Below are 25049 nucleotides of genomic sequence, written 5' to 3'. Positions count from 1 at the left end.
CATTTCGCGTGGCTGTTGCAGATCGCAGGTTTACTTTCCCCAAAGACCCGTCCTAGAAGTAGTTTAACGCTGAACTATTCCTGCGCCCGAGGAGGAGGCCCCATGGTCAGAAAGCCCGCAGCCAAGGAAAGCACGTCCAATGTCTCCAAGGACGAGCTTCTGAAGTATTACCGCGACATGCTCTTGATCCGTCGATTCGAAGAAAAGGCCGGCCAGCTTTATGGCATGGGCCTGATCGGCGGTTTCTGCCACCTGTATATCGGACAGGAAGCTGTCGTCGTCGGCCTTGAGGCCACGGCGAAAGAAGGCGACAAGCGCATCACGTCGTATCGCGACCACGGCCACATGCTGGCCTGCGGCATGTCCGCCAATGGCGTGATGGCCGAACTGACCGGCCGCGAAGGCGGCTATTCCAAAGGCAAGGGCGGGAGCATGCACATGTTCTCGCGCGAGAAGCACTTTTATGGCGGGCACGGCATCGTGGCAGCCCAGGTGCCGCTGGGTGCGGGTCTGGCCTTCGCCGACAAATATCTGGGCAATGACAACGTCACCTTTACCTATTTCGGCGACGGCGCCTCGAACCAGGGCCAGGTCTATGAGACCTATAACATGGCCGAACTCTGGAGCCTGCCGGTCGTTTTCGTGATCGAAAACAACCAGTATGCCATGGGCACCTCGGTCAAGCGTTCCACGAAATCGACCACCTTCTTTGGTCGCGGCGAAGCGTTTGGCATTCCGGGCGAACAGGTTGACGGCATGGACGTTCTGGCCGTCAAGGCAGCGGGCGAAAAGGCCGTGGCGCATTGCCGCGCGGGCAAAGGCCCCTACATTCTTGAAGTGATGACCTATCGCTATCGCGGCCACTCGATGTCGGACCCGGCGAAATACCGCACCCGCGAAGAAGTGCAGAAGATGCGCGACGAACGCGACCCGATCGAGAACGTCCGCGAGCTGCTGCTGACCGGCAGCCACGCGACAGAAGATGACCTGAAGGCCATCGACAAGGAAATCAAGGATATCGTCAACGAATCCGCCGAATTCGCCAAGGAAAGCCCCGAGCCCGCCTTGGAAGAACTGTGGACCGATATCTATGCAGACGAGCTGCCGCAAGGCTCGGCACCTGAGAACGCCTGAGGGGGAGCGCACATATGGCAACCGAAATCCTGATGCCCGCCCTGTCTCCGACGATGGAGGAAGGCACGCTGGCCAAATGGCTGAAAAAGGAAGGTGACGCGGTCAAGGCCGGCGACATCATCGCCGAGATCGAGACCGACAAGGCCACGATGGAATTCGAGGCCGTGGATGAAGGCATCCTTGGCAAGATCCTCGTGTCCGAAGGGTCGCAGGGCGTGAAGGTCAACACCCCGATCGCCGTGCTGGTCGAAGAAGGCGAAAGCGCCGACGACGTGGCCGCGCCTGCGCCGAAAGCCGAAGCCGCGCCCGCCGAAGCCAAGGCCGAGCCTGCCCCGGCCAAAGCCGCCGAACCCGTCCGCGCGCCGCAGCCGGATGTGTCGCCCGACTGGCCCGAAGGCACCAAGATGAAGACCATGACCGTGCGGGAAGCCCTTCGCGAGGCCATGTCCGAAGAAATGGAACGCGACGAAACCGTGTTTCTGATGGGCGAGGAAGTCGGCGAATACCAGGGCGCCTACAAGATCAGCCAGGGCCTGCTGGACAAGTTCGGTCCCAAGCGCGTCGTCGATACACCCATCAGCGAAATCGGCTTTGCCGGGATCGGCACCGGCGCGGCGCTGGCAGGTCTGCGTCCGATCGTCGAATTCATGACCTTCAACTTCGCCATGCAGGCGATGGACCACATCATCAACTCGGCTGCCAAGACGCTTTACATGTCGGGTGGTCAGATGGGTGCGCCGATGGTGTTCCGTGGCCCGAACGGTGCCGCCGCCCGCGTGGGCGCGCAGCACAGCCAGGATTACGCGGCATGGTATGCAGCGATCCCCGGCCTGAAAGTCGTGATGCCCTATTCCGCAGCCGACGCAAAAGGCCTGCTGAAAACCGCCATCCGCGATGCGAACCCCGTGATCTTCCTTGAGAATGAGATCATGTATGGTCGCAGCTTCGAAGTGCCGGACCTGCCCGATTTCACCATCCCCTTCGGCAAGGCCCGCATCGCGCGCCCCGGCAAGGACGTGACTATCGTCAGCTTCGGCATCGGCATGAGCCACGCGCTGGAAGCCGCCGACAAGCTGGCCGAGGAAGGCATCGACGCCGAAGTCATCGACCTGCGCACCCTGCGTCCGCTGGATTATGACAGCATCATCGCTTCGGTGCAAAAGACCAACCGTCTGGTCACGGTCGAAGAAGGCTTCCCGGTGGGTTCGATCGGCAACCACATCTCGGCCTATGTCATGGAACACGCGTTCGACTACCTCGACGCGCCGGTGATCAACTGCACCGGCAAGGACGTGCCCATGCCCTATGCCGCGAACCTTGAAAAGCACGCGCTGATCACCCCGGCAGAAGTCGTCGCGGCGGTCAAAAAAGTCACCTATCGCTAAGGGGTTATCAAGATGCCGACAGAAATCCTGATGCCCGCCCTCTCCCCCACGATGGAGGAAGGCACGCTGGCCAAATGGCTGGTCAAAGAGGGTGATGAAGTCAAATCCGGCGACATCATCGCCGAGATCGAAACCGACAAGGCCACGATGGAATTCGAGGCCGTGGACGAAGGCAAGATCGGCAAGATCCTTGTCGCCGAAGGCACGGCAGGCGTGAAGGTGAACACTGCCATCGCCGTCCTGCTGGAAGATGGCGAAAGCGCCGACGACATCGGAGCCGCGAAAGCGGCCCCGAAGGCCGAAGCGAAAGCCGAAGCCGCGCCCGAGGTCAAAGCCGAAGCGCCAAAGGCTGCGCCTGTAAAGGCCGCCGATGGCAACCGCGTCTTCGCCTCGCCCCTTGCCCGTCGCATCGCGGCGGAAAAGGGCATCGACCTTGCCGGCGTGACGGGTTCCGGCCCCCGCGGTCGCATCGTCAAGGCAGACGTGGAAAGCGCGAAACCCGGCGCGGCCAAACCCGCAGCCGCGGCGGATGCCCCCAAAGCCGCCGCTCCGACAGCCGCAGCGCCCCCGGCTGGTCCTTCGGCGGATGCGATCAAAAAGATCTATGCCGATCGCGAGACGACCGAAGTGGCCCTGGACGGCATGCGCCGCACCATTGCCGCCCGCCTGTCCGAAGCCAAGCAGACCATCCCGCATTTCTACCTGCGCCGCTCGGCCAAGCTGGATGCGCTGATGGCCTTCCGCGCCGACCTGAACAAGCAGCTGGAAGCCCGTGGCGTCAAGCTGTCGGTCAATGACTTTATCATCAAGGCCTGCGCGCTGGCACTGCAAGAAGTGCCGGACGCCAATGCCGTCTGGGCAGGCGACCGCATCCTGAAGCTGAAGCCCTCGGATGTGGCGGTGGCCGTCGCGATCGAAGGCGGTCTGTTCACCCCGGTCCTGAAAGACGCGCAGCAGAAAACGCTGTCGGCCCTTTCGGCCGAGATGAAGGACCTGGCGACCCGCGCCAAGTCGAAGAAGCTGGCCCCGCATGAATATCAGGGCGGCAGCTTCGCCATCTCGAACCTCGGCATGTTCGGGATCGAGAACTTTGACGCGGTCATCAACCCGCCGCATGGTGCGATCCTTGCCGTCGGCGCGGGCATCCCCACCGCCGTCGTCGAAAAGGGCGAAGTGGTCATTCGCAACGTCATGTCCATGACGCTGTCGGTCGATCACCGGGTCATCGACGGCGCACTGGGTGCGCAGCTTCTCGAAAAAATCGTCGCACATCTGGAAAACCCGATGGGCATGCTGGCCTGATCCGCCACGACGCAAAACCAGAAAGGGGGCCTCTCGCGGCCCCCTTTTTCATTTCTCGGTTCCTTAATACCCCGAGGTCCGGGGCAGCGCCCCGGTCCGGCGCTATTCGCCCGGCGCGGCGGGGCCAAATAGCCCCCCAACGCCTCACGCCCACCGCCACGGATCAACATGAATAGCCATGTATGCACGGCGAACAGCCCATGCCCGCCTCCATGTTGGTGGTGCTCATTGCAGCGGGATGGGCGCATATGGGGAACAATTCGACCAGCAAAATCGCATTTGAGTGGCGATCCCAACAATCAGAAAGCGACGCTGACCCCCGGCAGGCGCAGCTCTGCGATCAGGTCGCGCAATTCCTGCCGCGCCGCGATGTTCGAGATGCTCAGTTGCTCTGTCCCGATATCCTTCAGATCCAGAAGCGTCAGCCCGCGCGGAAAAAGCTCGCGAAAGATGACCCGCTCGGAAAAGCCGGGGGCCACGCGGAACCCGATGCGCTTGGAAAGGGTGGACAACGCACCGCCCACCTTGCGCTTGTTGTGCATGGCCTGCGTGCCCAGACGGTTGCGCAGCACCAGCCAGTCGATTGGACCGGCCCCCGCCTCTCCGCGCAACTGGCGCGCGCCCCAGACCATCTCGGCGTAGATCGACGGACCAAGCACCTTTCCATCAGGCGACATCCGCGCAAGCAGGTCAAAGTCGATGAAGCTGTCGTTCATTGGCGTAATCAGCGTATCGGCCAGACTATGTGCCATCTGGCTTAGCCGGGTATGCGATCCGGGACAGTCCAGCAGGATGAAGTCGCAGCTCGCCTCCAGTTCTTCGACCGCGCGGGAAAGGGGATCGATGCCGTCGCTTTCGGGCGCAAGCACGCCCAGCAGGGGGGTTGGCAGATCCAGCCCTTCACGCTGCACGAAATGCGCGCGGTTTTCCAGATAGCGGCCAAAGCTGCGCTGGCGCACATCCAGATCCAACGCCCCTACCCGATGCCCCATCCGCGCCAGCGCCGTCGCCACATGCATTGAGGTTGTCGATTTGCCCGATCCACCCTTTTCGTTTCCGACGACAATGATATGCGCCACGAATCCCCCCGAGCAGCGGCCATTCCGAAGGCCCGAGGATAGGCCGGAGGATTCGCGATGAAAAGCGTGACCCTGCGATGATTCGGCGCGAGTGCGGCTTTCCGGGAACAACCGCGCTGTAAATTGCTGCACTGCACGAATCTCGTCAGTTCACTGAATTTGCTACAATTTTATATCACGATCATTCCGCTAGAGTTTTTCTTGCAAAAGACGATCAACTATGTCGATATATAGGTGTCAGCATAGGCTGACAGGTCATCAACTTGGAAAGGAGCCAAAGATGTCCATGCTGAACCATCTGTCGGCTTTCGCTGATCGAGCCATCCGCGCTGCCGTGCCCGCACAGGCGCGTTATGCGGTATCGCTGATCGATCGGCGCACCGGCAAGCCGCACATGATTTCGGGCATTCCGCTGGTGCTGATGACCTGCGAACCCATCACTGCCGCGCAGGATCTGATGCGCAACCGCGATCCACGACTGTGGAATACCTTCATCGAACGCACCGATGCCAAAGGAGCCAGCCAATGATCCGCTTTCCCTTCCTCGTCGCGTCGCAGGAACCTGCGCCCTCGCGCTATGCCACCATTGCCCTGTCGCGCTATCAAAGCGCCCAGGGACCGGTTCTGCGCACGCTGCGCGACGGTCGTGTCGTGATCGATACCGGTCGTGGCGCAATGACCGGACGCCCGCTGGGCTCTGCCCGCGAACCCTTCCCGATCTGGGCGCCCATCTTTGTCGGCATGTGAACCCGCAACGGGCCGATAGGATCCGGCCCCGTCCCGGCCCCTTATCCGCCGGGCCGCCTTCTCTCTCTCGTGGCATTGCGCCAGCCCACCGGCGCATTGTCAGGCCCGGAAAAGAAGAAACGCCGCCCTTTTCGGGGCGGCGTTTCCATTTGCGCTGCAGTCGGGCTTAGAAGCCCAGACCGGCGTATTTGTTCTTGAACTTCGACACACGACCACCAGCGTCCATCAGCTTGGCCGAACCGCCGGTCCATGCCGGGTGCACCGTCGGGTCGATGTCCAGCGACATCACGTCGCCTTCTTTGCCCCAGGTCGAGCGCACCGGATAGGTGGTGCCGTCGGTCATCTTGACGGTGATGAAGTGGTAGTCGGGATGCGTATCTGCTTTCATGGCGCGTCTCCTCAGGCCTTGGCTTCGGCTTTGGGCTTGTAGTTGGTGACTTCGGCGATGCGCGCCGATTTACCGCGACGATCGCGCAGGTAATACAGCTTGGCACGGCGAACGCGGCCACGACGCACGACGGTGATCGAATCGACATTGGTCGAATACAGCGGGAACACACGTTCCACGCCCTCGCCGAACGAAATCTTGCGCACGGTGAAGGACGCGCCGATGCCGCCGCCCTTGCGCGAGATGACGACGCCTTCATACATCTGCACGCGGGTGCGCGTGCCTTCGGTCACTTTGTAACCGACGCGGACGGTGTCACCGGACTTGAAATCCGGGATGTCCTTGCCGAGCGAGGCGATTTGCTCGGCTTCCAGTTGGGCGATCAGGTTCATCGCTTGGTTTCCTTTTGTTGCTCGCGGTAGTTCCGCGATTGGTCTGATGCGCCCGAGAGCTGTCGGTCCTTAGCCGGGTCCATAAGGGGTCAGCGTTTCCGCCGTTCCTCATATGCCCGCCACAGATCGGGGCGGCGTTCCTTGGTCAGCCTTTCGGCCATGTCGCGCCGCCAACTGGCAATAGCCGCGTGATTGCCGGACATAATCACGTCCGGGATCGCGCGGCCTTCCCAAAGGGCGGGCTTCGTATACTGCGGATGTTCAAGAAGACCGTCGGAAAAGGATTCCTCGGCCAGCGAATCCTGATTCCCCAGCACGCGCGGTATAAGGCGAACCGTCGCGTCGATCAAGACCTGAGCTGCAAGCTCTCCGCCCGTCAATACGTAATCGCCAATGCTGATTTCTTCGACGTTATGCGCGTCCAGCACGCGCTGGTCCACGCCTTCAAACCGACCGCAGATCAGCGTCATCCCCGGACCCAAGGCCAGTTCGCGGGCGCGAGCCTGCGTGAACGGCTTGCCGCGCGGCGACAGATAGATGATTGGAAGCGCCGCGCCCGCCTCGCGCAGCGCCGCATCCATGACATCTGCGCGGATCACCATGCCCGCACCACCGCCCGCAGGCGTGTCATCGACGTTGCGGTGCTTGCCGATGCCAAAGGGGCGCAGATCGGTGGTGCGCAGGTTCCAAAGCCCTTCGGCCAGCGCCCGGCCCGTCAGCGACAGGCCAAGGATGCCGGGAAACGCTTCGGGAAACAGCGTCACGATCTGGGCGGTCCATGCGCCCCGCACCTGCGGCTCGGCCATCAGGTCGCGCGGCTGCATGCTGGCGCGGATCGACAACCGGCCATGCGATTTCGTGCCTATAGCTTTCTGGCCGTGTGATTTGGGATGATCGCTCATGCCTTGCGCGCGCGCAGCAAGTTGGCGGCGGCAGCGACCAATGCGCCGGTAATCGCCGTGCCCACGGGTGCGGCGGCGGGCATGGTCACGGGATCAAGCTGACCACCCAGCCACCACGCGCCCATGCACAGCGCGCCGCAGATCAGGATCGCCTGCGCCATCAGGCGCGGGCTGGGCGACAGGCCCCGCCCTGCCAGCAACGGGATCGAGCCTGCCAGCATCACCGGCGCAAAGACATAGGCGTTCGGATTGTCGCTGCCGGTCATGCCCTGCATGAACGGACCGGCCAGCATCATCAGAAATCCCAGCGCAAACAGGACGATCATTCGGCTTCCTCCTCGGGCGGGTCGGCGATGATGCGTCCGGCGGACAGATCGACCGTAGGCACAAAGGCGCGGGTAAAGGGCAGCAGCAGCGTCTGTTTGCGCCCCTGCCCGAAAATTTCCAGAATATCGCCCGCGCCGTGGTCATATACTGCGCGGACCTTGCCGATCAGCACCCCGCCCGCGTCATAGACATCAAGGCCGATCAGATCGGTGTGATAGAATTCGTCATCCGGCAAGGCAGGCAGCTTGTCGCGATCCGCCCAAAGCGTCACGCCTTTCAGCGCCTCGGCATCCTCGCGCGTCTCGACGCCCGAAAGCCGGGCACCAAGGCCGCCCGTCACCGGCCGCGTCAGGCGGACGGTGAACGAGCGTTTGCCATCCTCGGACCAAAGCGGACCGTAGGACGCGATGTCATCGGGCGTCGAGGTAAAGCTTTTCAGCCGCACCTCGCCCCGGACGCCAAAGGCGCCTGCAATCGCGCCGACACAGATCCGCTCGGCCATCGGGGATTATTCCGAAGCAGCTTCTTCGGCGGGCGCGTTGGCAGCGGCTTCACGCGCAGCACGCTTCTCGGCACGCTCTTTCGCGGCTTTGCCCGGCTCGCCTTTTTTCAGGTTCTTGCGCTCGGTCTTGGCGGTGACGCCAGCGGCTTCCAGAAAACGGGCGACGCGGTCGGTCGGCTGGGCGCCTTGGCTCAGCCAGTATTGCACGCGCTCGATGTCCATTTTGATGCGGTCTTCCGAATCTTTGGCCAGCAGCGGGTTGTAGGTGCCCAGTTTTTCCAGGAAGCGGCCATCGCGCGGCATACGCGAATCCGACGCGACGATTGCGTAATGCGGACGTTTCTTGGAGCCACCACGGGCCAGACGGATCTTCATTGCCATTGTTTTCTCCTTATGAATGGCGGGGTTAGATGGGGGTCAGCCCCATCTAGGATTGGAACGTCTCGTGATGTCGGATAACTTCGGCAATCACGAAATTCAGGAATTTGCGCGCGAATTCCGGGTCCAGATCGGCCTCGCGCGCGAGGCGTTCCAGCCGCTCGATCTGCTGCGCCTCACGGGCGGGATCGGACGGAGGAAGGTCGTGTTCGGCCTTGAGACGGCCGACAGATTGGGTGTGCTTGAACCGCTCGGCCAGCGTATAGACCAGGATCGCGTCCAGACGGTCGATGCTGGCACGATGTTCTTTCAACAGGGCTGTGGCGCGGGCGGCAAAGTCAGTCATTCATATCTCCGGGCTGGGTATGCGGGGCGCATACCGGGCGAACACAGGGAATGCACAGGGCGTCACTCATGCCGAGACCTCCTCGGCGGGGTGGCGATAGACAAGGCAGGCATGGCCCAGCACCTCGCCCTCACGCTCGACCTTTGCGCCCAGCCGTTCGGCCAAGGCGCGTGAGCGGGTGTTTTCGGGCACGATCAGCGAAATCACGGGATGCAGGCGGAACAGTTCGCGCGCCGCCTTGCGGGCAGCCAGCGCCGCCTCATGGGCGATGCCCTGCCCTTCAAAACCGTTGAACACATGCCAGCCCAGTTCCGGTTCCGGCCAGCCGTCATGGTTCAGGATACCGACGCGGCCCGCAGGCTGGCGCGTCGCCTTGACCTCGATCATCCACATCCCATAGCCGCGGACGACCCAATGCCCGATGCTGGAGGTCAGCCGGTTCCATGCGTCAAAGCGCGAACAGGGACCGCCCACGAAATGCGCCCGGTCCGAGGCGTAGAAATCCACCATCGCCTCCAGATCGCCCAGACGCGGCGCGCGCAGGATCAGGCGATCGGTCTCGATCACCGGCACCGGGGCCGTCATCATGGAGGTCTGGACGCTCATGGCCTTACTTCTTCCCGAACAGGCCTGACAGGCCACCGGGCAGGTTCAACCCGCCAAGCTGGCCGCCCAGCCCCTTGGGGTCTTGCAGCATCTTGGTGGCCTCGGCCATTTTCGCCGGATCGACATCACCCATGTCGGGCAGCCCGCCACCCTTGCCGGTCATGGCGCGCATGGCTTGCTTCAACATGCCGCCCTTGCCCATCTTGCCCAGCTTCTTCATCGTGTCAGCCATCTGCTTTTGCATCTTCAGCAGGCGGTTCAGCTCGGCCACATCCATGCCCGCGCCTGCCGCGATGCGCTTTTTGCGGCTGGCTTGCAGCATGTCGGGATTGGCGCGTTCCTTCTTGGTCATCGAGTTAATCAGCGCGACCTGACGGCGCAGCACACTGTCGTCGAAACCCGCGGCCTCGGCCTGTTTGGCCATTTTGCCCATGCCGGGCATCATGCCCATGATGGACTGCATCCCGCCCATCTTCTGCATCTGTTCAAGCTGGTTCTTCAGGTCGTTCATGTTGAACAGACCTTTCTGGAAACGCTTCATCATGCGTTCGGCCTGTTCGACCTCCAGCACTTCCTGCGCCTTTTCCACAAGGGCTACGATATCGCCCATGCCCAGAATGCGGCCCGCGATGCGATGCGCGTCGAACACCTCGATCGCATCCATCTTTTCGCCCAGACCGACAAAGCGGATCGGCTTGCCGGTCACGGCCCGCATCGACAGCGCCGCACCGCCGCGCCCGTCGCCATCCATCCGCGTCAACACCACGCCCGAGACGCCGACCTTGGCGTCAAACTCGGTCGCGACGTTCACTGCGTCCTGACCCGTCAGACCATCGACGACCAGCAGCGTTTCGCGGGGATTGGCCACGTCGCGGACGGCCTGCACTTCGTCCATCAGCACCTGGTCAATATGCAGACGACCGGCAGTATCCAGCATATAGACATCATAGCCGCCAAGGCTGGCCTGCTGTTTCGCACGCCTCGCGATCTGCACGGCGTTTTCGCCCGGCACGATGGGCAGGGTATCCACGCCGATCTGCGTGCCCAGAATTGCCAGCTGCTCCATGGCCGCCGGACGGTTGGTGTCCAGCGATGCCATCAGCACGCGCTTCTTTTCGCGGTCCTTCAGACGTTTCGCCAGTTTCGCGGTGGTCGTGGTCTTCCCCGAGCCCTGCAGGCCGACCATCAGGATCGGCGCGGGCGGGTTGTCGATGCGCAGGGCGTCGGGCTCCCCCTCGCCTTGCAGGACCTTGATCAGCTCGTCATGCACGATCTTGACGACCTGCTGACCGGGCGTGACGGATTTCGTCACCGCAGCGCCTGTCGCCTTGCCGGTCACGGCCTTGACGAAACTGCGCGCCACCGGCAGCGACACGTCCGCCTCCAACAGGGCCACGCGGACTTCGCGCATCGCGGCGGTGACGTCATCCTCGGACAACGCGCCCTGCTTGGTCAGCCGGTCGAATACGCCGCCAAGACGGTCGGACAGATTTTCAAACATCGGCGGGCCTCCGCAGGTGGTTTCGGTTCGCCCCGCAAAACCGGGACATGATAAGCAGTAACGCCCCCGTGGGCGCAACGCGCTGACGGGGGGCGATCCCCGGCAGGCGGGGACCGGAAGGGCAGTCCTTCCGGGAATCCGGTGGCTGATACGCAAAAACGGCCCCCGAGTCAACGAGGGGCCGTTTGCGCATCATTCCAGCCGATCAGGCAGCGATCTGGTCCAGCGCTTCCTGTGCGCGGGCCAACCCGGCGTCACGGTCGAAAGCCAGACGGTCTGCGGGCACAAAGGTCACGTCGGTAATGCCGATAAAGCCCAGCATGTGCTGCAGGTAATCCGACGCGAAATCCAGATCCGAGCCAAAGGGCGTGCCAGCGGCGGCATAGGCGACGATCGCGCGCTTGCCGGTCAGCAGCCCCTCGGGACCGTTTTCGGTATAGCGGAAGGTGACGCCCGCGCGGGCGATCTGGTCCAGCCAGTTCTTCAGCTGCGCGGTGACGGTGAAGTTATAGACCGGCAGGCCGATGACCAGCACGTCCGCATCGCGAATTTCCTCGATATAGGCGTTCGAGGTCTCGATGATGCGGTTCTGCGCCTCGGTCGGGTTTTCCGGCGTCTGGCGAACGGCGTGGAACCATTCGGTGTCGATGGCCGGCACACCCTTGTTCAGGTCGCGATGATTGACGACCGCATCGGGGTTCGCCGCCGTCAGACGGGCCACAATCTGCGCCGTCAGCGAACGCGAGACCGAGGCCTCGCCGGTGATGGCGCTGTCGATATGCAGGATTTTCATGTCTTCATTCCGCAATTGGTTGTTTTACCGGCAGATAGGGCGTGTGTGCGGAAATTAGAATTGCACCCGGCGCATGGCTGCCGTGCAGATTTGCGCGCAATCGGCGGGCTTTCGAAATCCACCCCACTGCGCCAGACTGACAAGGCAGGAGGAGCCCCCATGACAGACCACCCCATCAGCCGTTTCCCGGTGCCGTCGCTTGATGCGCTGCCCGAAGATATTGCCCAACGCATCCGCAAGGTCGCCGAAAAATCGGGCTTCATCCCCAACGTGTTTCTGGCGCTGGCACACCGACCGGACGAATTCCGGGCCTTCTTCGCCTATCACGACGCGCTGATGGAACGCGAAGGTGGGCTGACCAAGGCCGAACGCGAAATGATCGTCGTCGCGACCTCGGGGGCGAACCAATGCCAATATTGCGTCGTGGCGCATGGCGCAATCCTGCGCATCCGGGCCAAGAACCCGCTGATCGCCGATCAGGTGGCGGTGAACTGGCGCAAGGCCGACATCTCGGCACGCGAACGCGCCATGCTGAGCTATGCCGAAAAAGTGGCACTCCGCGCGCATGAGATCGGCGAGGCCGACCACGCCGCACTGACGCAGGCGGGCTTTACGCAGGACGAGATCTGGGACATCGGCGCCATCGCCGCGTTCTTCGCCATGTCGAACCGCCTGGCCAATTCCGCGAACATGCGGGCCAATGACGAATTCTATATGCTGGGACGGCAATGAACGGGACGATCCATACAAGGATGGAGCCGCGCGACTGGGCGCTGCTCTTGCTGCTATCGCTGATCTGGGGCGGGTCGTTTTTCCTGATCGGCATCTCGGTCGCGCAGATCCCGGTGCTGACGCTGGTGGCGCTTCGCGTAGGGTTCGCTGCATTGGCGCTTTGGGCCATCTGCGCGGTTCGCGGCAGACCCGTGCCGCGCGATCCCAAGGTCTGGGGCGCGTTCTTCGTCATGGGGCTGATCAACAACGTGTTGCCCTTTTCGCTGATCGCCTATGCCCAGACCGGACTGCCCGCGGGCGTCGCCTCGATCCTGAATGCGACGACGCCGCTGTTCACGGTGCTGGTCAGCGCGGCCGTGCTGGCCGATGAACGGGCCAGCGTGATGAAACTGGCCGGCGTCGTGCTGGGGCTGGGCGGGGTCGCCCTGATGATCGGCCTTGACAAGATGGCGGGCCATGCCAATCCGCTACCGAACCAACTGGCCATGCTGGGCGCGGCCATCTGCTACGCCTTTTCAGGTGCCTACGGTCGCCGCTTCGGACGCATGGGAGTGGATCCCTTGGTGACGGCAGCAGGTATGGTCACGGCCTCGACCATCATGCTGGGTCCGGTGGCGCTGGCGATGGATGGCTGGCCGCATGGCATCGACACGACGCATTGGCTGGCCGCAGCAACGCTGGGCATCTTGTGCACCGGCGTCGCATATGTCCTTTACTTCGGCATCCTTGCGCGCGCCGGTGCCACGAACATCTCACTCGTGACGTTTCTTGTGCCCGTCTCGGCCATCCTGCTGGCATGGGCATTTCTGGATGAGACGCTTGGCCCCGCACATATCCTTGGCATGGCGGTCATCGCAGCGGGGCTATCCCTGATCGACGGCAGACTCTATGCCCGTAAGCCACGCTGACAGAACCGTCACGCCATTTGGGTATTTGAAGAACTGAGAAATCCAAGGCGCCGCGCCCATGACTTCTTAGTTCCTCAAATACCCATTACGGCAGCCACCACAGGCTCAGGCGACCGCCTCCTGGGGCGCGACCAAAGCCACAATGTCCATCATGATCCGATTGAGTTCGAAATCCTTGGGCGTATAGACGCGGGCCACGCCCATGGCGCGCAGCTTGGCCGCGTCCTCCTCGGGGATGATGCCGCCGACGACCACCGGCATATCCAGCCCCGCTGCCGACATGCGGTCCATCAGATCCTCGATCAACGGCAGATGGCTGCCCGACAGGATCGACAGACCGACGACATGCGCATTGTCTTCGGCGGCGCGGGTCACGATCTGTTCGGGCGTCAGGCGGATACCTTCATAGGTGATGTCCATTCCGCAATCACGAGCGCGGAAGGCGATCTGTTCGGCGCCGTTCGAATGACCGTCAAGGCCGGGCTTGCCCACAAGGAATTTCAGCCGCCGCCCCAGACGCGCGCTGGCGGCATCCACCGCCTCGCGGATCGGCTCCAGCCCCTCGGTCCGGTTCGAGGGGCTTTGCGACACCCCCGTCGGCCCGCGATATTCGCCATGCACCTGCCGCATTACCGCAGCCCATTCGCCGGTCGTGGCCCCGGCCTTGGCTGCCGCGATGGACGGGCCCATGACGTTGGCCCCCTTCTGCGCGGCATCGCGCAGCGCGACGAGGGCGGCCTTGACGGCCGCTTCGTCGCGGGCTTGCCGCCAGGCGGAAAGACGAGAGACCTGCTCGGCCTCGACCGCCGGATCGACGGTCATGATACCGCCGTCCCCCGCGACCAGCGGCGAAGGCTCACCCTGCTGCCAGCGGTTCACACCGACCACCACCGTCTGGCCGTCCTCGACCCGGTTCAGCCGCGCGGCATTCGATTCGACCAACCGGGATTTCATGTATTCGATGCTGGCGATCGCGCCGCCCATCTGGTCCAGTGTCGCCAGTTCGGCCCGCGCCCCCGCCTTCAGCTCATCGACCTTGGCAGCAATGGCGGGGTTGCCGTCGAACAGATCGCCATATTCCAGCAGGTCGGTTTCATAGGCCACGATCTGCTGCATCCGCAGCGACCATTGCTGGTCCCAAGGGCGCGGCAGGCCCAACGCCTCGTTCCACGCCGGAAGCTGCACGGCGCGGGCGCGGGCGTTCTTGGACAACGTGACCGCAAGCATTTCCAGCAGGATGCGATAGACGTTGTTTTCCGGTTGCTGTTCGGTCAGGCCAAGGCTGTTCACCTGAACACCATAGCGGAAGCGGCGGAATTTCTCGTCCTCGATCCCGTAACGCTCAAGGCAGATTTCGTCCCAAAGCTCGGTGAACGCGCGCATCTTGCAAAGCTCGGTGACGAAGCGGATGCCCGCATTCACGAAAAACGAGATCCGCCCGACCATCGCCGGAAAATCCTGCGCCCTGACCTTGCCCCGCAGATCGTCCAGCACCGCGATCGCGGTGGCCAGCGCATAGGCCAGTTCCTGTTCCGGCGTCGCCCCGGCTTCCTGCAAGTGATAGGAACAGACGTTCATCGGGTTCCATTTCGGCAGGTTCTGCGCCGTATAGGCCGCGACATCGGTGATCATCTTCAAGGACGGCTGCGGCGGGCAGATATAGGTGCCGCGCGACAGGTATTCCTTGATGATGTCGTTCTGCACCGTGCCCTGCAGTCGGGTGATGTCGGCCCCCTGCTCCTCGGCCACGGCGATATACAGCGCCAGCAGCCAGGGTGCCGTGGCGTTGATCGTCATCGAGGTGTTCATCTGCTCCAGCGGAATGGCGTCAAAAAGCGCCCGCATATCGCCCAGATGGCAGATCGGCACACCAACCTTGCCCACCTCGCCCCGCGCCAGGATATGGTCGCTGTCATAGCCGGTCTGGGTCGGCAGATCGAAGGCCACCGACAGGCCCGTCTGCCCTTTGGCAAGGTTGCCGCGATAAAGCGCATTGGATTTCTCGGCGGTGGAATGGCCCGCATAGGTGCGGAACAGCCACGGCTTGTCCTTGGGGGTCGCAGGTCCGGTCATCGCGCGCCTCGCAATAAAATTACGACGAGACAATGGTTATCGAAACAAAGCTGCGTCGTCAATTCGCTGCGTTGCAGAAACGCTCGTTGAAAGAAAACCAACGCGGATGCGGCCCCCCAACACCGTCGAACACCGCACCGATCAGGTTTCCGCGCGTGCGTCCCGCCCCTTCCCCGCGATCGCATGAAGATAGGCCGAAGTGCCCATGGCGATGGTGCGTGACAGGCTGATTGCCTCGGCCGGGCTGACAGGGCGAAATGCGACCGCATCACGGGGCCGCAACTGCACAAAGGAATCCAGATCGCAGTCCAGCACTGTCGCGATTTTGGGATAGCCACCCGTGGTCTGATGATCCGCCAGCAACACGGTGGCCACGCCGTCACCATTGATCTGGACCGAGCCTCGGACAATCGGCTCGGAAGGCATGTCCAGCGCGGCCTGCGGCGGAATGGCGGGCCCCGCCAGACGAACCCCCATGCGGTCCCAGGCGTCGGTCATGGACCAGTTTTCAGACAGGAAAGCGGAAATCGCTGCTGCATCGAAAAATCGCTGCTGCGGCCCCAGGACGACACGGACCTGCTGGCGGGGCCGGGCGCTGACGGGACAGGGAATGCCCCCCTCTCGCTTAGCGTGCCGGGCGGGATCGGCTATCGACAGACGCGCACCGGCCGTCAGGCGCCCACCGCCGAAACCCGATATTGCGTGGGTGGCGGCGCTGCCCAGCCACTGCTGCGACTGCAACCGCCCGGCAAAGGCAAGATAGCACCAGCTTCCCCATGGCCCCGGACGGATCGTCAGTTTTTCCCCGGCCCGCAAGGTGGCGATGCTCCATGAGCTGCGCCTTGAGCCAGCGTGTTCGACGATGAAACCGCCGCCCGCGACCGCGAAACTGACCGTGCCGGAAACGCATTCAAGTGCCAGCCCACCTAGCGACACCTCAACCCCCGGCGCATCGGCCGGGTTGCCAAGCGCGATATTGGCCGCGGCGAATGAGCGGCGATCCATCGGACCCGACGCCGGAACCCCATAGCGCATCAGCCCAGCACGCCCCCCATCCTGCACCGAGACATGCGGACCGGCAAAGCTGACCGAAAGGATCGCCTCGCTCATTTTCCGGCCTCGTATTCGGCACGGCTTATCCGGCGAAAACGCACGCGATCCCCGACATCGAACAGAAACGGCTTATGCGCATCATCCGTCAGGATCCGGGTCGAAGAGCGTCCGATATTCCACCATCCGGTGGGCATGGTCAGGGTCGAAACAAGGCATTGCGGGCCCGCGATCAGCACACTACCCGCGGCAACGTCGCGCATTGCAGCGGGCTTGCGCGGCAGCTGAAGCCGTTGCGGAACTCCGGCCAGATAGGCGTAGCCCGGCGCGAAACCATACATGAACACATCGTATTGCGCGGCAAGATGCGCCTTGATCACCGCTTCGCAAGACAGACCGATGGATTTGGCCACCGCCGCAAGGTCAGGGGCAAGCGCGTCATCGTAACACACCAGAACCTCGTGCAGGTTTGGCTTGGAAACTGCGGGCAGATCGTGGTCAAGCAACTGCCGCGCTTTGCCGACAGCCATCGCATGGTCGCAAAGCAAGGGATCAAAGCGGATCAGGATGCTGGCATAGGCGGGGATCGCCTCAAGAAAACCATCGAAGGGCGCCGCAGCCAATGCCCGATTCAGTCGCAGAACCTGCGCATGGATATCGCGATCGATCCTGTCGCCGAATTCCACCAGCACGCTATGCTCGGCCACCGGGCTGAAAACCGGAAATGAGCGTTCGGGAAATTTGGTATTCACCTGCGGGCCCGCCCTGTTTCAACGCTTCAGAAAGGGTGCCACATCAATGCCTGCGGCATCCAGTCGCGCACGGATGATCTGCGCCATTGAAACCGCGCCCGCCGTATCCCCATGCACGCAGACCGACTGCGCGGCCAAGCGGATGGGTGCGCCATCAATCACAGGCATCAATCCGGTTTCCAGAAAGCCGATCAGACGGTCGGCGGCCTCTTCGGCGCTGTGCAGAACCGCACCCGAGCGTGATCGGGGCACCAGCCGACCATTGGCCAGATAGGTCCGGTCGGCGAAAATCTCGGAAAACACCTGCAGATCAGCCGCCCGCGCCGAAAGTTCCAATTCGGTCCCCGAAATGGCCAACACCGCAAGACGGCCCGGCAAAGCCGCCACCGCAGCAACGATGGCATCGGCCACCTCGCGGTCATCGGCTGCAAGATTGCCCAGCGCACCATGCGGCTTGACATAGCGCACCGTCGTGCCTGTCAGTGCAGCAACCCCCTGCAGCGCACCCACCTGCGCGGCGACCATGCGCCCGATCTCGGCGGGCTGCATGGGGATCACCCGCCGCCCAAACCCCTCGCGATCCGCATATCCCGGATGTGCTCCAATGACGACGCCGCGTTCCACAGCTTGCCGCAGGGTGGTGAACATTGTCTGTGGATCGCTGGCATGACCGCCGCAGGCGATATTGGCCGAGGTCACAAGATCCAGCATGGCCTTGTCGTCGCCCATCGCCCACGGACCGTAGCTTTCACCCAGATCAGAGTTCAGGTCGATCTTCATTCCGCTTTTTCCGATCCTGTAATCTGGTGGAAATGTTCAGCCGCTCAGCCATTATCGCGCCGCTTTATTCGTCAATCGCAGTGATACAGCGCGCATCGCCGTTGTCCAAGAACGCCACGAAGATCGTGGAGGTGCCTATCGCCCGATGCGCGCATCCATCTGCCGTAAATTTCGGCATCTATCAGGAAGATCAGGGAAAACCTGCGCAAAGTCGGCCTTGTTTATCAGACACATCGCGCCGCAATGCCGGGCGCTCACGGGCATGTGCAGTTGCAGCATTGGTCCTGCGGCGCTGAAATGTTACCCTCGGCGCATTCAGATGACCTATTGGCAGGAGGCAAGATCATGTTGACCCGCCGCTCTGCGCTGGCCGTACTGGCAAGCAGTTTCGCAGCACCGGCATTTGCCACACCGGGAAAGACGCCGGGCCTTGTCGAACTGGCCTATTCCAGACATTCGCCCCGCAACATGCTGGATATTCACCGCCCCGATGGTCCGGGGCCGTTTCCGGCAATTCTGGACATTCACGGCGGCGGTTTCGTCACGGGCGACAAGCGTCAACTGGCCGTGCCCAAGCAGGTTCTGGCCAAGGGCATCGCCGTGGTGCGGATGAACTATCGGCTGTCGAATCAGGCGATCTGGCCCGCGCAGCAGGATGACGTGCTGGCAGCGGCCAGTTTTCTGCAAAGCCGCGGGGCCGAGCTGGGTCTGGTTCCCGGCAGGCTGGCCCTGGGTGGGCGTTCTGCGGGGGCATTCATGGCAGTTTCTGCCGCGATCAGCATGGTGCAGGCAGGCCATCCGCCAGCGGCGGTGGTCAATTTCTATGGCCCGATGGATTTCGGCAGCATGGATAAGGACATTGCCCGGCTGGGTGCCAAGATCCAGCGCCTGCCCGCCGACAGCCCGCAAAGCGTGGAATCGCTGTTGATCGGCTATGCCGTGGGCGACAGGCGCGAAGATGCGACCGCCATGGGTCCGGTCGGGCGGCTGGACCGCTTGGCGCAGGGCGTGCGCCTGCCGCCGCTGTTCAGTCGGCATGGCGCCGCGGACACCATCGTTTCGGTCCACCAGTCCGAACATCTGCGCGACGCATGGCACCGCATCGACCCCGGCACCCCCATCGATTTCGCCGTGCTGAAGGGCGAAGGCCACGGCACCGCAGGCTTTGGCAGCGACCGCGTGCTGGGAGATCTGGCCGATTTTCTCTCGCGCTGGCTGGGAATGCCCGCAGCAGGTTAGCGGCTTTTGCGGCTTGGCGTGCCGCCGCAAAATTCAAAAAGTCATAATATTGCGCAATCGCAGCATCAAACTGTTGCAATGTTGCTTTGCCGCGTTTAGCCATTGTCCAGCAGGCTAGGCGATTCTGCGCCGCAGCAAACAGGAGGCAAGCTGATGGCCCTTGACGCACCGACCCCCATCGCGCCGTATGACGCGCCCCAGAAAGACCTTTACGAGATCGGCGAAATGCCCCCGATCGGGCATGTGCCGCGCCAGATGTATGCCTGGGCCATCCGCCGCGAGCGGCACGGAGAACCCGAGCAGGCAATGCAGATCGAGGTCGTGGAAACCCCCAGCATCGACAGCAACGAAGTGCTGGTTCTGGTGATGGCGGCAGGCGTCAATTACAACGGGATATGGGCCGGGCTTGGGGTGCCGATCAGCCCCTTTGACGGGCATGGCGCGCCCTATCACATCGCGGGTTCGGATGCTTCGGGCATCGTCTGGGCAGTGGGTGACAAGGTGCGCAACTGGAAGGTCGGCGATCAGGTCGTCATCCATTGCAATCAGGACGATGGCAATGACGAAGAATGCAACGGCGGCGACCCGATGTATTCGCCGACCCAGCGCATCTGGGGCTACGAAACCCCCGATGGCAGCTTTGCGCAGTTTACACGTGTGCAGGCGCAGCAATTGATGCGCCGCCCCCAGCATCTGACGTGGGAGGAGTCGGCCTGCTACACGCTGACACTGGCCACTGCCTATCGCATGTTGTTCGGCCATGAACCGCATGAGTTGAAGCCGGGCATGAACGTGCTGGTCTGGGGTGCCTCGGGCGGGTTGGGATCCTATGCGATCCAGCTGATCAACGCGGCGGGCGGCAACGCCATCGGCGTCATCAGCGAGGAAGACAAGCGCGAATTCGTGATGAACCTTGGGGCCAAGGGCGTCATCAACCGCAAGGACTTCAAATGCTGGGGACAACTGCCCACCGTGAACACGCCCGAATACAAGGACTGGTTCAACGAGGTGCGCCGCTTTGGCAAGGCGATCTGGGAAATCACCGGCAAGGGCAACAACGTCGATATCGTCTTTGAACACCCCGGCGAAGCGACATTCCCCGTTTCCACCTTCGTGTGCAAGAAAGGCGGCATGGTCGTCATCTGCGCTGGCACAACCGGGTTCAACTGCACATTCGACGTGCGGTATATGTGGATGCACCAGAAACGCCTGCAAGGCAGCCACTTTGCGCATCTGAAACAGGCCAGCGCGGCCAATAAGCTGATGCTGGAACGCCGTCTGGACCCCTGCATGTCCGAAGTCTTTCCCTGGGCCGAGATCCCCGCCGCGCATACGAAGATGTATAAGAACCAGCACAAGCCCGGGAACATGGCGGTTCTGGTGCAAGCGCCGCGCACGGGGCTGCGCACTTTCGAAGACGCGCTTGAGGCGGGGCGGCGCTAGATCTCTTGCTGCTGCGCATTCGCATAGCGACATTTCCACTCGCGCACGCGTTCGCGCGGGTGGGTTTCGACCCAGCGGGCCAGTTCGCTTTGACCCATCAGCATACAGCTGAACAAGCCGTTCTTCGGCTCGAACAGCAGGCTGTGGTCATGGCAGACCTTGGGATCGGCGATCAGGCAGGTGACGAAAAACAGTTCGATCATCGGCTTTCCCCTTCCTGACGATCCGACTGGCATCATACACCCGCTCGGCCAGAAATTACGCCTGTTTTGTTCGCGTATGGCGAAAGCTGGCCGGTGGGCTTGCAGCCCAGACGGTGCCCCGTTAAGCCGATGCCAGACATCGCTGACGGAACAAAATGCTGATCTTTATCGAGCCGCGCCTAGTCCTGCTGTCCATCCCGAAAACCGGAACCACGGCATTGGAACAGGCACTTTCCCCTGCTGCCGAAATCGCGTTCCGCGACCGCCCCGAGATCAAGCATCTGAATCATCGGCAATTCATCAACCGCATCCGCCCGTTGCTGCTGCCTTTGGGCACGAAACGCTTTGAAAGCGTGGCGGTGATCCGCGAGCCGCTGGACTGGCTGCGCAGCTGGTATCGCTTTCGGTCGCGCGACGAATTGATCGGCCGCCCGAACAGCACCGCCCATATCAGTTTCGAACAATTCCTGCGCGACTATTTGTCTGCCGGGGAACGCCCACCTCATGCGCGGCTGGGCAAGCAGTCGGACTTTCTGATCGACAATGACGGCCACATGACCGTCGAGCATGTCTATCGCTACGAGGCGATGGACGCGCTAACCGCATTCCTGTCGAACCGGCTGGGGATCAAGATTGCGCTGAAGCGCACCAATGTCTCGCCGCAGGCCGCAACCGACCTGCCGCCCGAGACCGAGGCCGAGATGCGCAAGGCGTTGGCCCCCGAATATGCCGTCTGGGAAGCGGCGCGGCACAGCGTGCCGCAGCCCGCCTAGCCGTAAAGCGCCTTGGCACGGTCTTCGAAGGCGCGGACGATGCGGGTCATCGCCTCGCCAAAGACCACGCCGATCACCTTGCCAAGGATGGCGTTGCGGAATTCGAAATCGACAAAGAAATCGACCTTGCTGCCGCCTTCGGGCAAATCGGCAAAGGTCCAGCCGCTTTTGAGATATTTGAACGGCCCATCCAGATATTCGGTGTCGATGCGCTTTTGGTCCGGCCACAGCGTCACGCGCGACCCGAAGCGTTCGCGAAAGACCTTGAAGCTGATGACCAGATCCGCCTCGATCACCTCGCTGCCGCCGGGGGCGGGCTTGCGGGACCGAATCCGGGCGGCGCTGTTCCACGGCAGGAACTCGGGGTATCTTTCGACATCGGCCACCAGCGCATACATCTGGCTGGCGGTATAGGGCAGGATGCGGCTGTCGCTGTGCTGAGGCAAGGCGTGGTCCCGGCAGTTCTTTTCGGTTCGCGCGCAGCACTAGCAGGGGAAAGGGTAAATGAACAACCTCATCTGGCTGATCCGGGCATCGCGTTGGGCGCGAAATCCGCCAAGCGCGCGCATGGTCAAGCTGGTTCTTGCCATCATCGCAGCCGGTCTGGTCCTTGCAGGGCTGGAACATCTGGGGCTTTGGCCCGAATGGGCGGAATTGGACCGACCGCGCGGAATGCACCTGCCAAAGCCTTAAATTTGATCGAACTGTCATAAAGGGTTGATTGGATCGCCCCTGTCACACGCACATGCTGACGGAGGATCAAAAGATGCGTATCGCCCTTTTCGCCGCCCTCACCACGGCTTTGCTGGCGGGTTGCGACGCGGCCCCCATGTCGCAGGCCCAGCCGATGACCGACCAGCGGTTGGACACGGCCCGCACTGCGCTGCAAAACCCGGCACAGCGGCAATCGTTCATGGCGCAATGCCAGCGCATGGCGGGCGGCTATGCCCCGCGCGATGTCGCCAATATGGGCGTATTGATGAACGTCAGCGCCGCCGACGTGCCCGCGACCTTTTGCAATCGCATGGTCGCGGGAGTTGAGGATGGCAGGCTAAGCGCCACCGATTTCGAGGCCATGCAGCGGGGTGAAATCAACCCGGCCATCCTGTCGGTGCTGCAAAACCGCTGACGGGCCGCGAATTGGGCGGGGTGCTTACAGCCCCGCCGCCTTGAACGTGTCGCATTGCCCCATCTGGCCTGACTGATAGCCACGCATGAACCACGTCATGCGTTCTTCGGACGAGCCGTGGGTAAAGGCGTCGGGCATGGGCGCACGGCCCGCCTTTTCCATCAGCGTATCGTCGCCCACCGCTGCGGCGGCATTGATCGCCTCTTCGATGTCGCCCTGTTCGATGCTGCCGAACTGTTCGCTGGCCCCCCGCGCCCAGATGCCCGCAAAGCAATCGGCCTGCAGCTCGGTCAGGACCGAGATGCGGTTGGCCACCGTCTGGCTGGATTGCTGACGCGCCTGCATGGTCTGGCCAAGGATGCCCAGCAGGTTCTGAACATGGTGACCCACTTCATGCGCGATGACATAGGCATAGGCGAAATCGCCCCCTGCCCCCATCTGGCGCTGCATGGTGCGGAAAAAATCGGTATCCAGATAGACCTTGCGGTCATTGGGGCAATAGAACGGCCCCATGGCCGATTGCGCGCTGCCACACGCCGACGCAACCACGCCCGAGAACATCACCAGCTGCGGATCGACATATTCCACGCCGGTCTGCTGGGGCAGGATACGGGTCCAGACCTCTTCGGTATCCGCCAGCACGACGGACACGAACTGGCCGATCTGCTGTTCTTCCTGCGTCAGTTCGCGCTGTTCCGTCGAACTCGGTTCGCCCTGCATACCGCCGACAAGGGGTGAGATGTCGATGCCAAAGAAATAGCCGACAGCCAGCACCACCAGCGTGCCCACGATGCCGATGCCGCCGACGCCTGCGCCGCCCATGCCCCGCCGATCCTCGACATTGCGGCTGCCCCGCCTGCCACGCCACTCCATGAGTGCCTCCGAACTTGAACCTGAAACGATGAAACTGACTTCGGCGAAGGATGAACCCAAAAGGTAAAAGCTGCAATACTGTCGCGGGGTTGACAGATGCGTCCTGCACATTCAGCAAACGCATGTTCTTGGATGGAGTTTACGATGTTTGACTGGGTGGTATCGACGATCGACAGCTGGGGATATGCAGGCGTCTTCCTGCTGATGGTGGCCGAACACCTGTTTCCGCCCATCCCGTCCGAAGTCATCATGCCGCTGGCGGGCTTTCTGGCCGCACAGGGCAAATTGTCGCTGGGCCTGACCATCCTGATCGGCACCATCGGTTCCACCATCGGCACCACGGCATGGTATCTGATCGGCATGTGGATCGGAGAGGCGCGGCTGAAGCGTTTTGCCGCAAAGCACGGTCGGCTGCTGACCCTTTCGCCCTCGGATATCGACAACGCGCGGGGCTGGTTCGAAAAGCATGGCGGCACCGCCGTCTTTTTCGGTCGGATGCTGCCCGCGATCCGCACGCTGATTTCGGTGCCTGCCGGGCTGGCGCGGATGCCGTTCTGGAAGTTTCTGGCCTATACGGCGGCGGGCAGCGCGATCTGGACCGGCATCCTGACCTTCGCCGGCCTGATCCTGCATGAGAACTATACCCGCGTCGAAGGCTATATCGACCCGCTGTCCAAGCTGGTCGTCATCACCGTGGTGGCAGCCTATCTTTACCGCGTCATCACCTGGAAGCCGCACTAAGCTTCACGCAAACGGCACTTGCCCACACGCGAAACCGGCCCTAACGAAAGCGCCATGTCACAGACGAACCTCAGAAATCTTGGGATGTTGGCGGGCGCCGGATCAGCGGCCCTGCTGGCGGCGGCGCTGACCTTTCAACAGCTCGGCTATGCCCCGTGCGAGCTTTGCATCCTGCAACGCTGGCCGCATCTGGTGGCCGCGATCATCGGCGGGCTGATCGCCGTTCTGGGCTGGAAACGCTGGCTGGCGCTTCTGGGGATGCTGGCCGCCATGGCGGCCTGCGGCATCGCGATCTATCACGCGGGCGTCGAATTGCAGCTTTGGCAGGGCCCGCAGCATTGCTCGGGCGGCGTGGGCGGGCTTGCCACCATGTCGACGCAGGATTTGATGGCCGCGCTGGAAAAGGCCCCCGTCGTGCGCTGCGATGCGGTTGCATGGAGCTTTCTGGGTATTTCCATGGCCGGATGGAACGCTGTCTGCTCGGCCGGGTTGACCGGGATCTGGGCCGCCTGTCTGCGCGGACGCAAACGTCTGGGCGGTCTGGCCTGATCGGGGCTTTTCGGGCCGTTAC

Annotated in this window: 31 protein-coding genes and 1 pseudogene; 14 read left to right on the top strand and 18 right to left on the bottom strand. The window is 62.6% G+C overall.

The window, feature by feature from the left end; all coding sequences use genetic code 11:
- Positions 1–102 precede the first annotated feature (102 nt).
- Genes pdhA through FN835_RS07500 form a run of 3 tightly spaced genes read left to right on the top strand, consistent with a single transcriptional unit; the run spans position 103 to position 3821 of the window.
- Entirely contained in the window at positions 103–1134 is a 1032-nt protein-coding gene (gene pdhA / locus FN835_RS07510; protein ID WP_142662600.1) for a pyruvate dehydrogenase (acetyl-transferring) E1 component subunit alpha, read from the top strand.
- Between the two features lie 14 nt (positions 1135–1148).
- On the top strand, positions 1149–2519 hold the full coding sequence (locus FN835_RS07505; RefSeq protein WP_142662599.1) for a pyruvate dehydrogenase complex E1 component subunit beta: 1371 nt from the start codon (positions 1149–1151) through the stop codon (positions 2517–2519).
- A gap of 12 nt (positions 2520–2531) precedes the next feature.
- Positions 2532–3821 (top strand): pyruvate dehydrogenase complex dihydrolipoamide acetyltransferase, encoded by a 1290-nt coding sequence (locus FN835_RS07500; protein ID WP_142662598.1) that lies wholly within the window; start codon positions 2532–2534, stop codon positions 3819–3821.
- A 299-nt stretch (positions 3822–4120) separates the two neighbouring features.
- On the opposite strand, the gene FN835_RS07495 is transcribed toward FN835_RS07500, so the two are convergent.
- Complete coding sequence (locus tag FN835_RS07495; RefSeq protein ID WP_142662597.1) at positions 4121–4900, bottom strand: division plane positioning ATPase MipZ; 780 nt, start codon at positions 4898–4900, stop codon at positions 4121–4123.
- Positions 4901–5180: 280 nt separating this feature from the next.
- Between FN835_RS07495 and FN835_RS07490 the strand changes: the two genes are divergently transcribed.
- Together FN835_RS07490 and FN835_RS07485 are read left to right on the top strand one after the other, a co-directional pair.
- Positions 5181–5429 carry a hypothetical protein gene (locus FN835_RS07490; protein WP_142662596.1) on the top strand — a complete coding sequence of 83 codons (249 nt, stop codon included), beginning with the start codon at positions 5181–5183 and terminating at the stop codon, positions 5427–5429.
- Complete coding sequence (locus FN835_RS07485) at positions 5426–5647, top strand: hypothetical protein (protein ID WP_142662595.1); 222 nt, start codon at positions 5426–5428, stop codon at positions 5645–5647. Before FN835_RS07490 ends, FN835_RS07485 begins: the two co-directional genes overlap by 4 nt.
- 166 nt (positions 5648–5813) lie before the next feature.
- On the opposite strand, the gene rpmE is transcribed toward FN835_RS07485, so the two are convergent.
- The 10 genes and pseudogenes from rpmE to FN835_RS07435 all read right to left on the bottom strand — a co-directional run bounded on the left by rpmE (position 5814) and on the right by FN835_RS07435 (position 11782).
- Complete coding sequence (gene rpmE / locus FN835_RS07480; protein ID WP_142662594.1) at positions 5814–6035, bottom strand: 50S ribosomal protein L31; 222 nt, start codon at positions 6033–6035, stop codon at positions 5814–5816.
- Between the two features lie 11 nt (positions 6036–6046).
- Positions 6047–6427 carry a 50S ribosomal protein L19 gene (gene rplS / locus FN835_RS07475; RefSeq protein ID WP_142662593.1) on the bottom strand — a complete coding sequence of 127 codons (381 nt, stop codon included), beginning with the start codon at positions 6425–6427 and terminating at the stop codon, positions 6047–6049.
- Positions 6428–6519: 92 nt separating this feature from the next.
- Positions 6520–7329, bottom strand: a pseudogene (trmD, locus tag FN835_RS07470) (tRNA (guanosine(37)-N1)-methyltransferase TrmD); the annotation flags it as partial.
- The gene (locus FN835_RS07465) at positions 7326–7655 is read right to left on the bottom strand and encodes a hypothetical protein (protein ID WP_142662591.1); all 330 of its coding nucleotides are present in this window, start codon (positions 7653–7655) and stop codon (positions 7326–7328) included. The gene FN835_RS07465 and the pseudogene trmD, both read right to left, overlap by 4 nt.
- Positions 7652–8158: a ribosome maturation factor RimM gene (gene rimM, locus FN835_RS07460; protein WP_142662590.1), complete on the bottom strand. Its 507-nt coding sequence runs from the start codon at positions 8156–8158 to the stop codon at positions 7652–7654. The genes FN835_RS07465 and rimM overlap by 4 nt, the downstream gene beginning before the upstream one ends.
- A 6-nt stretch (positions 8159–8164) precedes the next feature.
- The gene (gene rpsP / locus FN835_RS07455; protein ID WP_142662589.1) at positions 8165–8539 is read right to left on the bottom strand and encodes a 30S ribosomal protein S16; all 375 of its coding nucleotides are present in this window, start codon (positions 8537–8539) and stop codon (positions 8165–8167) included.
- Between the two features lie 46 nt (positions 8540–8585).
- Positions 8586–8882 (bottom strand): chorismate mutase, encoded by a 297-nt coding sequence (locus FN835_RS07450; protein ID WP_142662588.1) that lies wholly within the window; start codon positions 8880–8882, stop codon positions 8586–8588.
- 66 nt (positions 8883–8948) lie between these two features.
- Entirely contained in the window at positions 8949–9488 is a 540-nt protein-coding gene (locus FN835_RS07445; protein WP_425467462.1) for a GNAT family N-acetyltransferase, read from the bottom strand.
- Between the two features lie 4 nt (positions 9489–9492).
- Positions 9493–10989, bottom strand: a complete 1497-nt coding sequence (gene ffh / locus FN835_RS07440; protein ID WP_142662587.1) for a signal recognition particle protein — start codon at positions 10987–10989, stop codon at positions 9493–9495.
- Positions 10990–11194: 205 nt separating this feature from the next.
- Positions 11195–11782 (bottom strand): FMN-dependent NADH-azoreductase, encoded by a 588-nt coding sequence (locus tag FN835_RS07435; RefSeq protein WP_142662586.1) that lies wholly within the window; start codon positions 11780–11782, stop codon positions 11195–11197.
- Positions 11783–11941: 159 nt separating this feature from the next.
- On the opposite strand from FN835_RS07435, the gene FN835_RS07430 reads away from it, so the two are divergent.
- Both FN835_RS07430 and FN835_RS07425 read left to right on the top strand, forming a co-directional pair.
- Complete coding sequence (locus FN835_RS07430) at positions 11942–12514, top strand: peroxidase-related enzyme (RefSeq protein WP_142662585.1); 573 nt, start codon at positions 11942–11944, stop codon at positions 12512–12514.
- A complete protein-coding gene (locus tag FN835_RS07425; RefSeq protein ID WP_142662584.1) occupies positions 12511–13422 on the top strand; it encodes a DMT family transporter in 912 nt (303 codons plus the stop codon). Before FN835_RS07430 ends, FN835_RS07425 begins: the two co-directional genes overlap by 4 nt.
- A 105-nt stretch (positions 13423–13527) precedes the next feature.
- On the opposite strand, the gene FN835_RS07420 is transcribed toward FN835_RS07425, so the two are convergent.
- From FN835_RS07420 to FN835_RS07405, 4 genes are all read right to left on the bottom strand, one after another.
- The gene (locus FN835_RS07420) at positions 13528–15495 is read right to left on the bottom strand and encodes a protein meaA (RefSeq protein ID WP_142662583.1); all 1968 of its coding nucleotides are present in this window, start codon (positions 15493–15495) and stop codon (positions 13528–13530) included.
- A gap of 141 nt (positions 15496–15636) precedes the next feature.
- Positions 15637–16605, bottom strand: coding sequence for a 5-oxoprolinase subunit C family protein (locus tag FN835_RS07415; RefSeq protein ID WP_142662582.1), 969 nt, complete (start codon positions 16603–16605; stop codon positions 15637–15639).
- Positions 16602–17297: a 5-oxoprolinase subunit B family protein gene (locus FN835_RS07410; RefSeq protein ID WP_221930401.1), complete on the bottom strand. Its 696-nt coding sequence runs from the start codon at positions 17295–17297 to the stop codon at positions 16602–16604. The genes FN835_RS07415 and FN835_RS07410 overlap by 4 nt, the downstream gene beginning before the upstream one ends.
- An 18-nt stretch (positions 17298–17315) precedes the next feature.
- Positions 17316–18077 (bottom strand): LamB/YcsF family protein, encoded by a 762-nt coding sequence (locus tag FN835_RS07405; RefSeq protein WP_142662581.1) that lies wholly within the window; start codon positions 18075–18077, stop codon positions 17316–17318.
- Between the two features lie 345 nt (positions 18078–18422).
- On the opposite strand from FN835_RS07405, the gene FN835_RS07400 reads away from it, so the two are divergent.
- Positions 18423–19316 carry an alpha/beta hydrolase gene (locus FN835_RS07400; protein WP_185958610.1) on the top strand — a complete coding sequence of 298 codons (894 nt, stop codon included), beginning with the start codon at positions 18423–18425 and terminating at the stop codon, positions 19314–19316.
- A 153-nt stretch (positions 19317–19469) separates the two neighbouring features.
- Entirely contained in the window at positions 19470–20759 is a 1290-nt protein-coding gene (gene ccrA / locus FN835_RS07395; RefSeq protein WP_142662579.1) for a crotonyl-CoA carboxylase/reductase, read from the top strand.
- Here ccrA and FN835_RS07390 read toward each other — a convergent pair.
- Entirely contained in the window at positions 20756–20962 is a 207-nt protein-coding gene (locus FN835_RS07390; RefSeq protein WP_142662578.1) for a hypothetical protein, read from the bottom strand. The genes ccrA and FN835_RS07390 overlap by 4 nt on opposite strands.
- A 155-nt stretch (positions 20963–21117) precedes the next feature.
- Between FN835_RS07390 and FN835_RS07385 the strand changes: the two genes are divergently transcribed.
- Positions 21118–21735: a sulfotransferase family protein gene (locus tag FN835_RS07385; protein ID WP_142662577.1), complete on the top strand. Its 618-nt coding sequence runs from the start codon at positions 21118–21120 to the stop codon at positions 21733–21735.
- Here FN835_RS07385 and FN835_RS07380 read toward each other — a convergent pair.
- The gene (locus FN835_RS07380; protein ID WP_142662576.1) at positions 21732–22181 is read right to left on the bottom strand and encodes a type II toxin-antitoxin system RatA family toxin; all 450 of its coding nucleotides are present in this window, start codon (positions 22179–22181) and stop codon (positions 21732–21734) included. The genes FN835_RS07385 and FN835_RS07380 overlap by 4 nt on opposite strands.
- Positions 22182–22239: 58 nt before the next feature.
- Between FN835_RS07380 and FN835_RS07375 the strand changes: the two genes are divergently transcribed.
- Both FN835_RS07375 and trbK read left to right on the top strand, forming a co-directional pair.
- Positions 22240–22428, top strand: a complete 189-nt coding sequence (locus FN835_RS07375; protein ID WP_142662575.1) for a hypothetical protein — start codon at positions 22240–22242, stop codon at positions 22426–22428.
- 73 nt (positions 22429–22501) lie between these two features.
- A complete protein-coding gene (gene trbK / locus FN835_RS07370) occupies positions 22502–22864 on the top strand; it encodes an entry exclusion lipoprotein TrbK (RefSeq protein WP_185958609.1) in 363 nt (120 codons plus the stop codon).
- A gap of 24 nt (positions 22865–22888) precedes the next feature.
- Here trbK and ypfJ read toward each other — a convergent pair whose 3' ends face one another.
- The gene (gene ypfJ, locus FN835_RS07365) at positions 22889–23737 is read right to left on the bottom strand and encodes a KPN_02809 family neutral zinc metallopeptidase (RefSeq protein ID WP_142662573.1); all 849 of its coding nucleotides are present in this window, start codon (positions 23735–23737) and stop codon (positions 22889–22891) included.
- Positions 23738–23881: 144 nt separating this feature from the next.
- Here ypfJ and FN835_RS07360 point away from each other — a divergent pair, with 144 nt between their 5' ends.
- Entirely contained in the window at positions 23882–24478 is a 597-nt protein-coding gene (locus tag FN835_RS07360; protein ID WP_142662572.1) for a DedA family protein, read from the top strand.
- A gap of 54 nt (positions 24479–24532) precedes the next feature.
- Positions 24533–25027, top strand: a complete 495-nt coding sequence (locus FN835_RS07355; protein ID WP_142662571.1) for a disulfide bond formation protein B — start codon at positions 24533–24535, stop codon at positions 25025–25027.
- Positions 25028–25049: the final 22 nt, after the last annotated feature.

This window comes from Paracoccus laeviglucosivorans, from assembly GCF_900182695.1.
Taxonomy (GTDB): domain Bacteria; phylum Pseudomonadota; class Alphaproteobacteria; order Rhodobacterales; family Rhodobacteraceae; genus Paracoccus; species Paracoccus laeviglucosivorans.
This window is presented reverse-complemented; position numbering and strand designations above follow the sequence as displayed.

Coding starts and splice junctions, on each gene's coding strand:
- pdhA (WP_142662600.1), top strand. CDS start 103: ATGGTCAGAAAGCCCGCAGCCAAGGAAAGCACGTCCAATGTCTCCAAG.
- FN835_RS07505 (WP_142662599.1), top strand. CDS start 1,149: ATGGCAACCGAAATCCTGATGCCCGCCCTGTCTCCGACGATGGAGGAA.
- FN835_RS07500 (WP_142662598.1), top strand. CDS start 2,532: ATGCCGACAGAAATCCTGATGCCCGCCCTCTCCCCCACGATGGAGGAA.
- FN835_RS07490 (WP_142662596.1), top strand. CDS start 5,181: ATGTCCATGCTGAACCATCTGTCGGCTTTCGCTGATCGAGCCATCCGC.
- FN835_RS07485 (WP_142662595.1), top strand. CDS start 5,426: ATGATCCGCTTTCCCTTCCTCGTCGCGTCGCAGGAACCTGCGCCCTCG.
- rpmE (WP_142662594.1), bottom strand. CDS start 6,035: ATGAAAGCAGATACGCATCCCGACTACCACTTCATCACCGTCAAGATG.
- rplS (WP_142662593.1), bottom strand. CDS start 6,427: ATGAACCTGATCGCCCAACTGGAAGCCGAGCAAATCGCCTCGCTCGGC.
- FN835_RS07465 (WP_142662591.1), bottom strand. CDS start 7,655: ATGATCGTCCTGTTTGCGCTGGGATTTCTGATGATGCTGGCCGGTCCG.
- rimM (WP_142662590.1), bottom strand. CDS start 8,158: ATGGCCGAGCGGATCTGTGTCGGCGCGATTGCAGGCGCCTTTGGCGTC.
- rpsP (WP_142662589.1), bottom strand. CDS start 8,539: ATGGCAATGAAGATCCGTCTGGCCCGTGGTGGCTCCAAGAAACGTCCG.
- FN835_RS07450 (WP_142662588.1), bottom strand. CDS start 8,882: ATGACTGACTTTGCCGCCCGCGCCACAGCCCTGTTGAAAGAACATCGT.
- FN835_RS07445 (WP_425467462.1), bottom strand. CDS start 9,488: ATGAGCGTCCAGACCTCCATGATGACGGCCCCGGTGCCGGTGATCGAG.
- ffh (WP_142662587.1), bottom strand. CDS start 10,989: ATGTTTGAAAATCTGTCCGACCGTCTTGGCGGCGTATTCGACCGGCTG.
- FN835_RS07435 (WP_142662586.1), bottom strand. CDS start 11,782: ATGAAAATCCTGCATATCGACAGCGCCATCACCGGCGAGGCCTCGGTC.
- FN835_RS07430 (WP_142662585.1), top strand. CDS start 11,942: ATGACAGACCACCCCATCAGCCGTTTCCCGGTGCCGTCGCTTGATGCG.
- FN835_RS07425 (WP_142662584.1), top strand. CDS start 12,511: ATGAACGGGACGATCCATACAAGGATGGAGCCGCGCGACTGGGCGCTG.
- FN835_RS07420 (WP_142662583.1), bottom strand. CDS start 15,495: ATGACCGGACCTGCGACCCCCAAGGACAAGCCGTGGCTGTTCCGCACC.
- FN835_RS07415 (WP_142662582.1), bottom strand. CDS start 16,605: ATGAGCGAGGCGATCCTTTCGGTCAGCTTTGCCGGTCCGCATGTCTCG.
- FN835_RS07405 (WP_142662581.1), bottom strand. CDS start 18,077: ATGAAGATCGACCTGAACTCTGATCTGGGTGAAAGCTACGGTCCGTGG.
- FN835_RS07400 (WP_185958610.1), top strand. CDS start 18,423: ATGTTGACCCGCCGCTCTGCGCTGGCCGTACTGGCAAGCAGTTTCGCA.
- ccrA (WP_142662579.1), top strand. CDS start 19,470: ATGGCCCTTGACGCACCGACCCCCATCGCGCCGTATGACGCGCCCCAG.
- FN835_RS07390 (WP_142662578.1), bottom strand. CDS start 20,962: ATGATCGAACTGTTTTTCGTCACCTGCCTGATCGCCGATCCCAAGGTC.
- FN835_RS07385 (WP_142662577.1), top strand. CDS start 21,118: ATGCTGATCTTTATCGAGCCGCGCCTAGTCCTGCTGTCCATCCCGAAA.
- FN835_RS07375 (WP_142662575.1), top strand. CDS start 22,240: ATGAACAACCTCATCTGGCTGATCCGGGCATCGCGTTGGGCGCGAAAT.
- trbK (WP_185958609.1), top strand. CDS start 22,502: ATGCGTATCGCCCTTTTCGCCGCCCTCACCACGGCTTTGCTGGCGGGT.
- ypfJ (WP_142662573.1), bottom strand. CDS start 23,737: ATGGAGTGGCGTGGCAGGCGGGGCAGCCGCAATGTCGAGGATCGGCGG.
- FN835_RS07360 (WP_142662572.1), top strand. CDS start 23,882: ATGTTTGACTGGGTGGTATCGACGATCGACAGCTGGGGATATGCAGGC.
- FN835_RS07355 (WP_142662571.1), top strand. CDS start 24,533: ATGTCACAGACGAACCTCAGAAATCTTGGGATGTTGGCGGGCGCCGGA.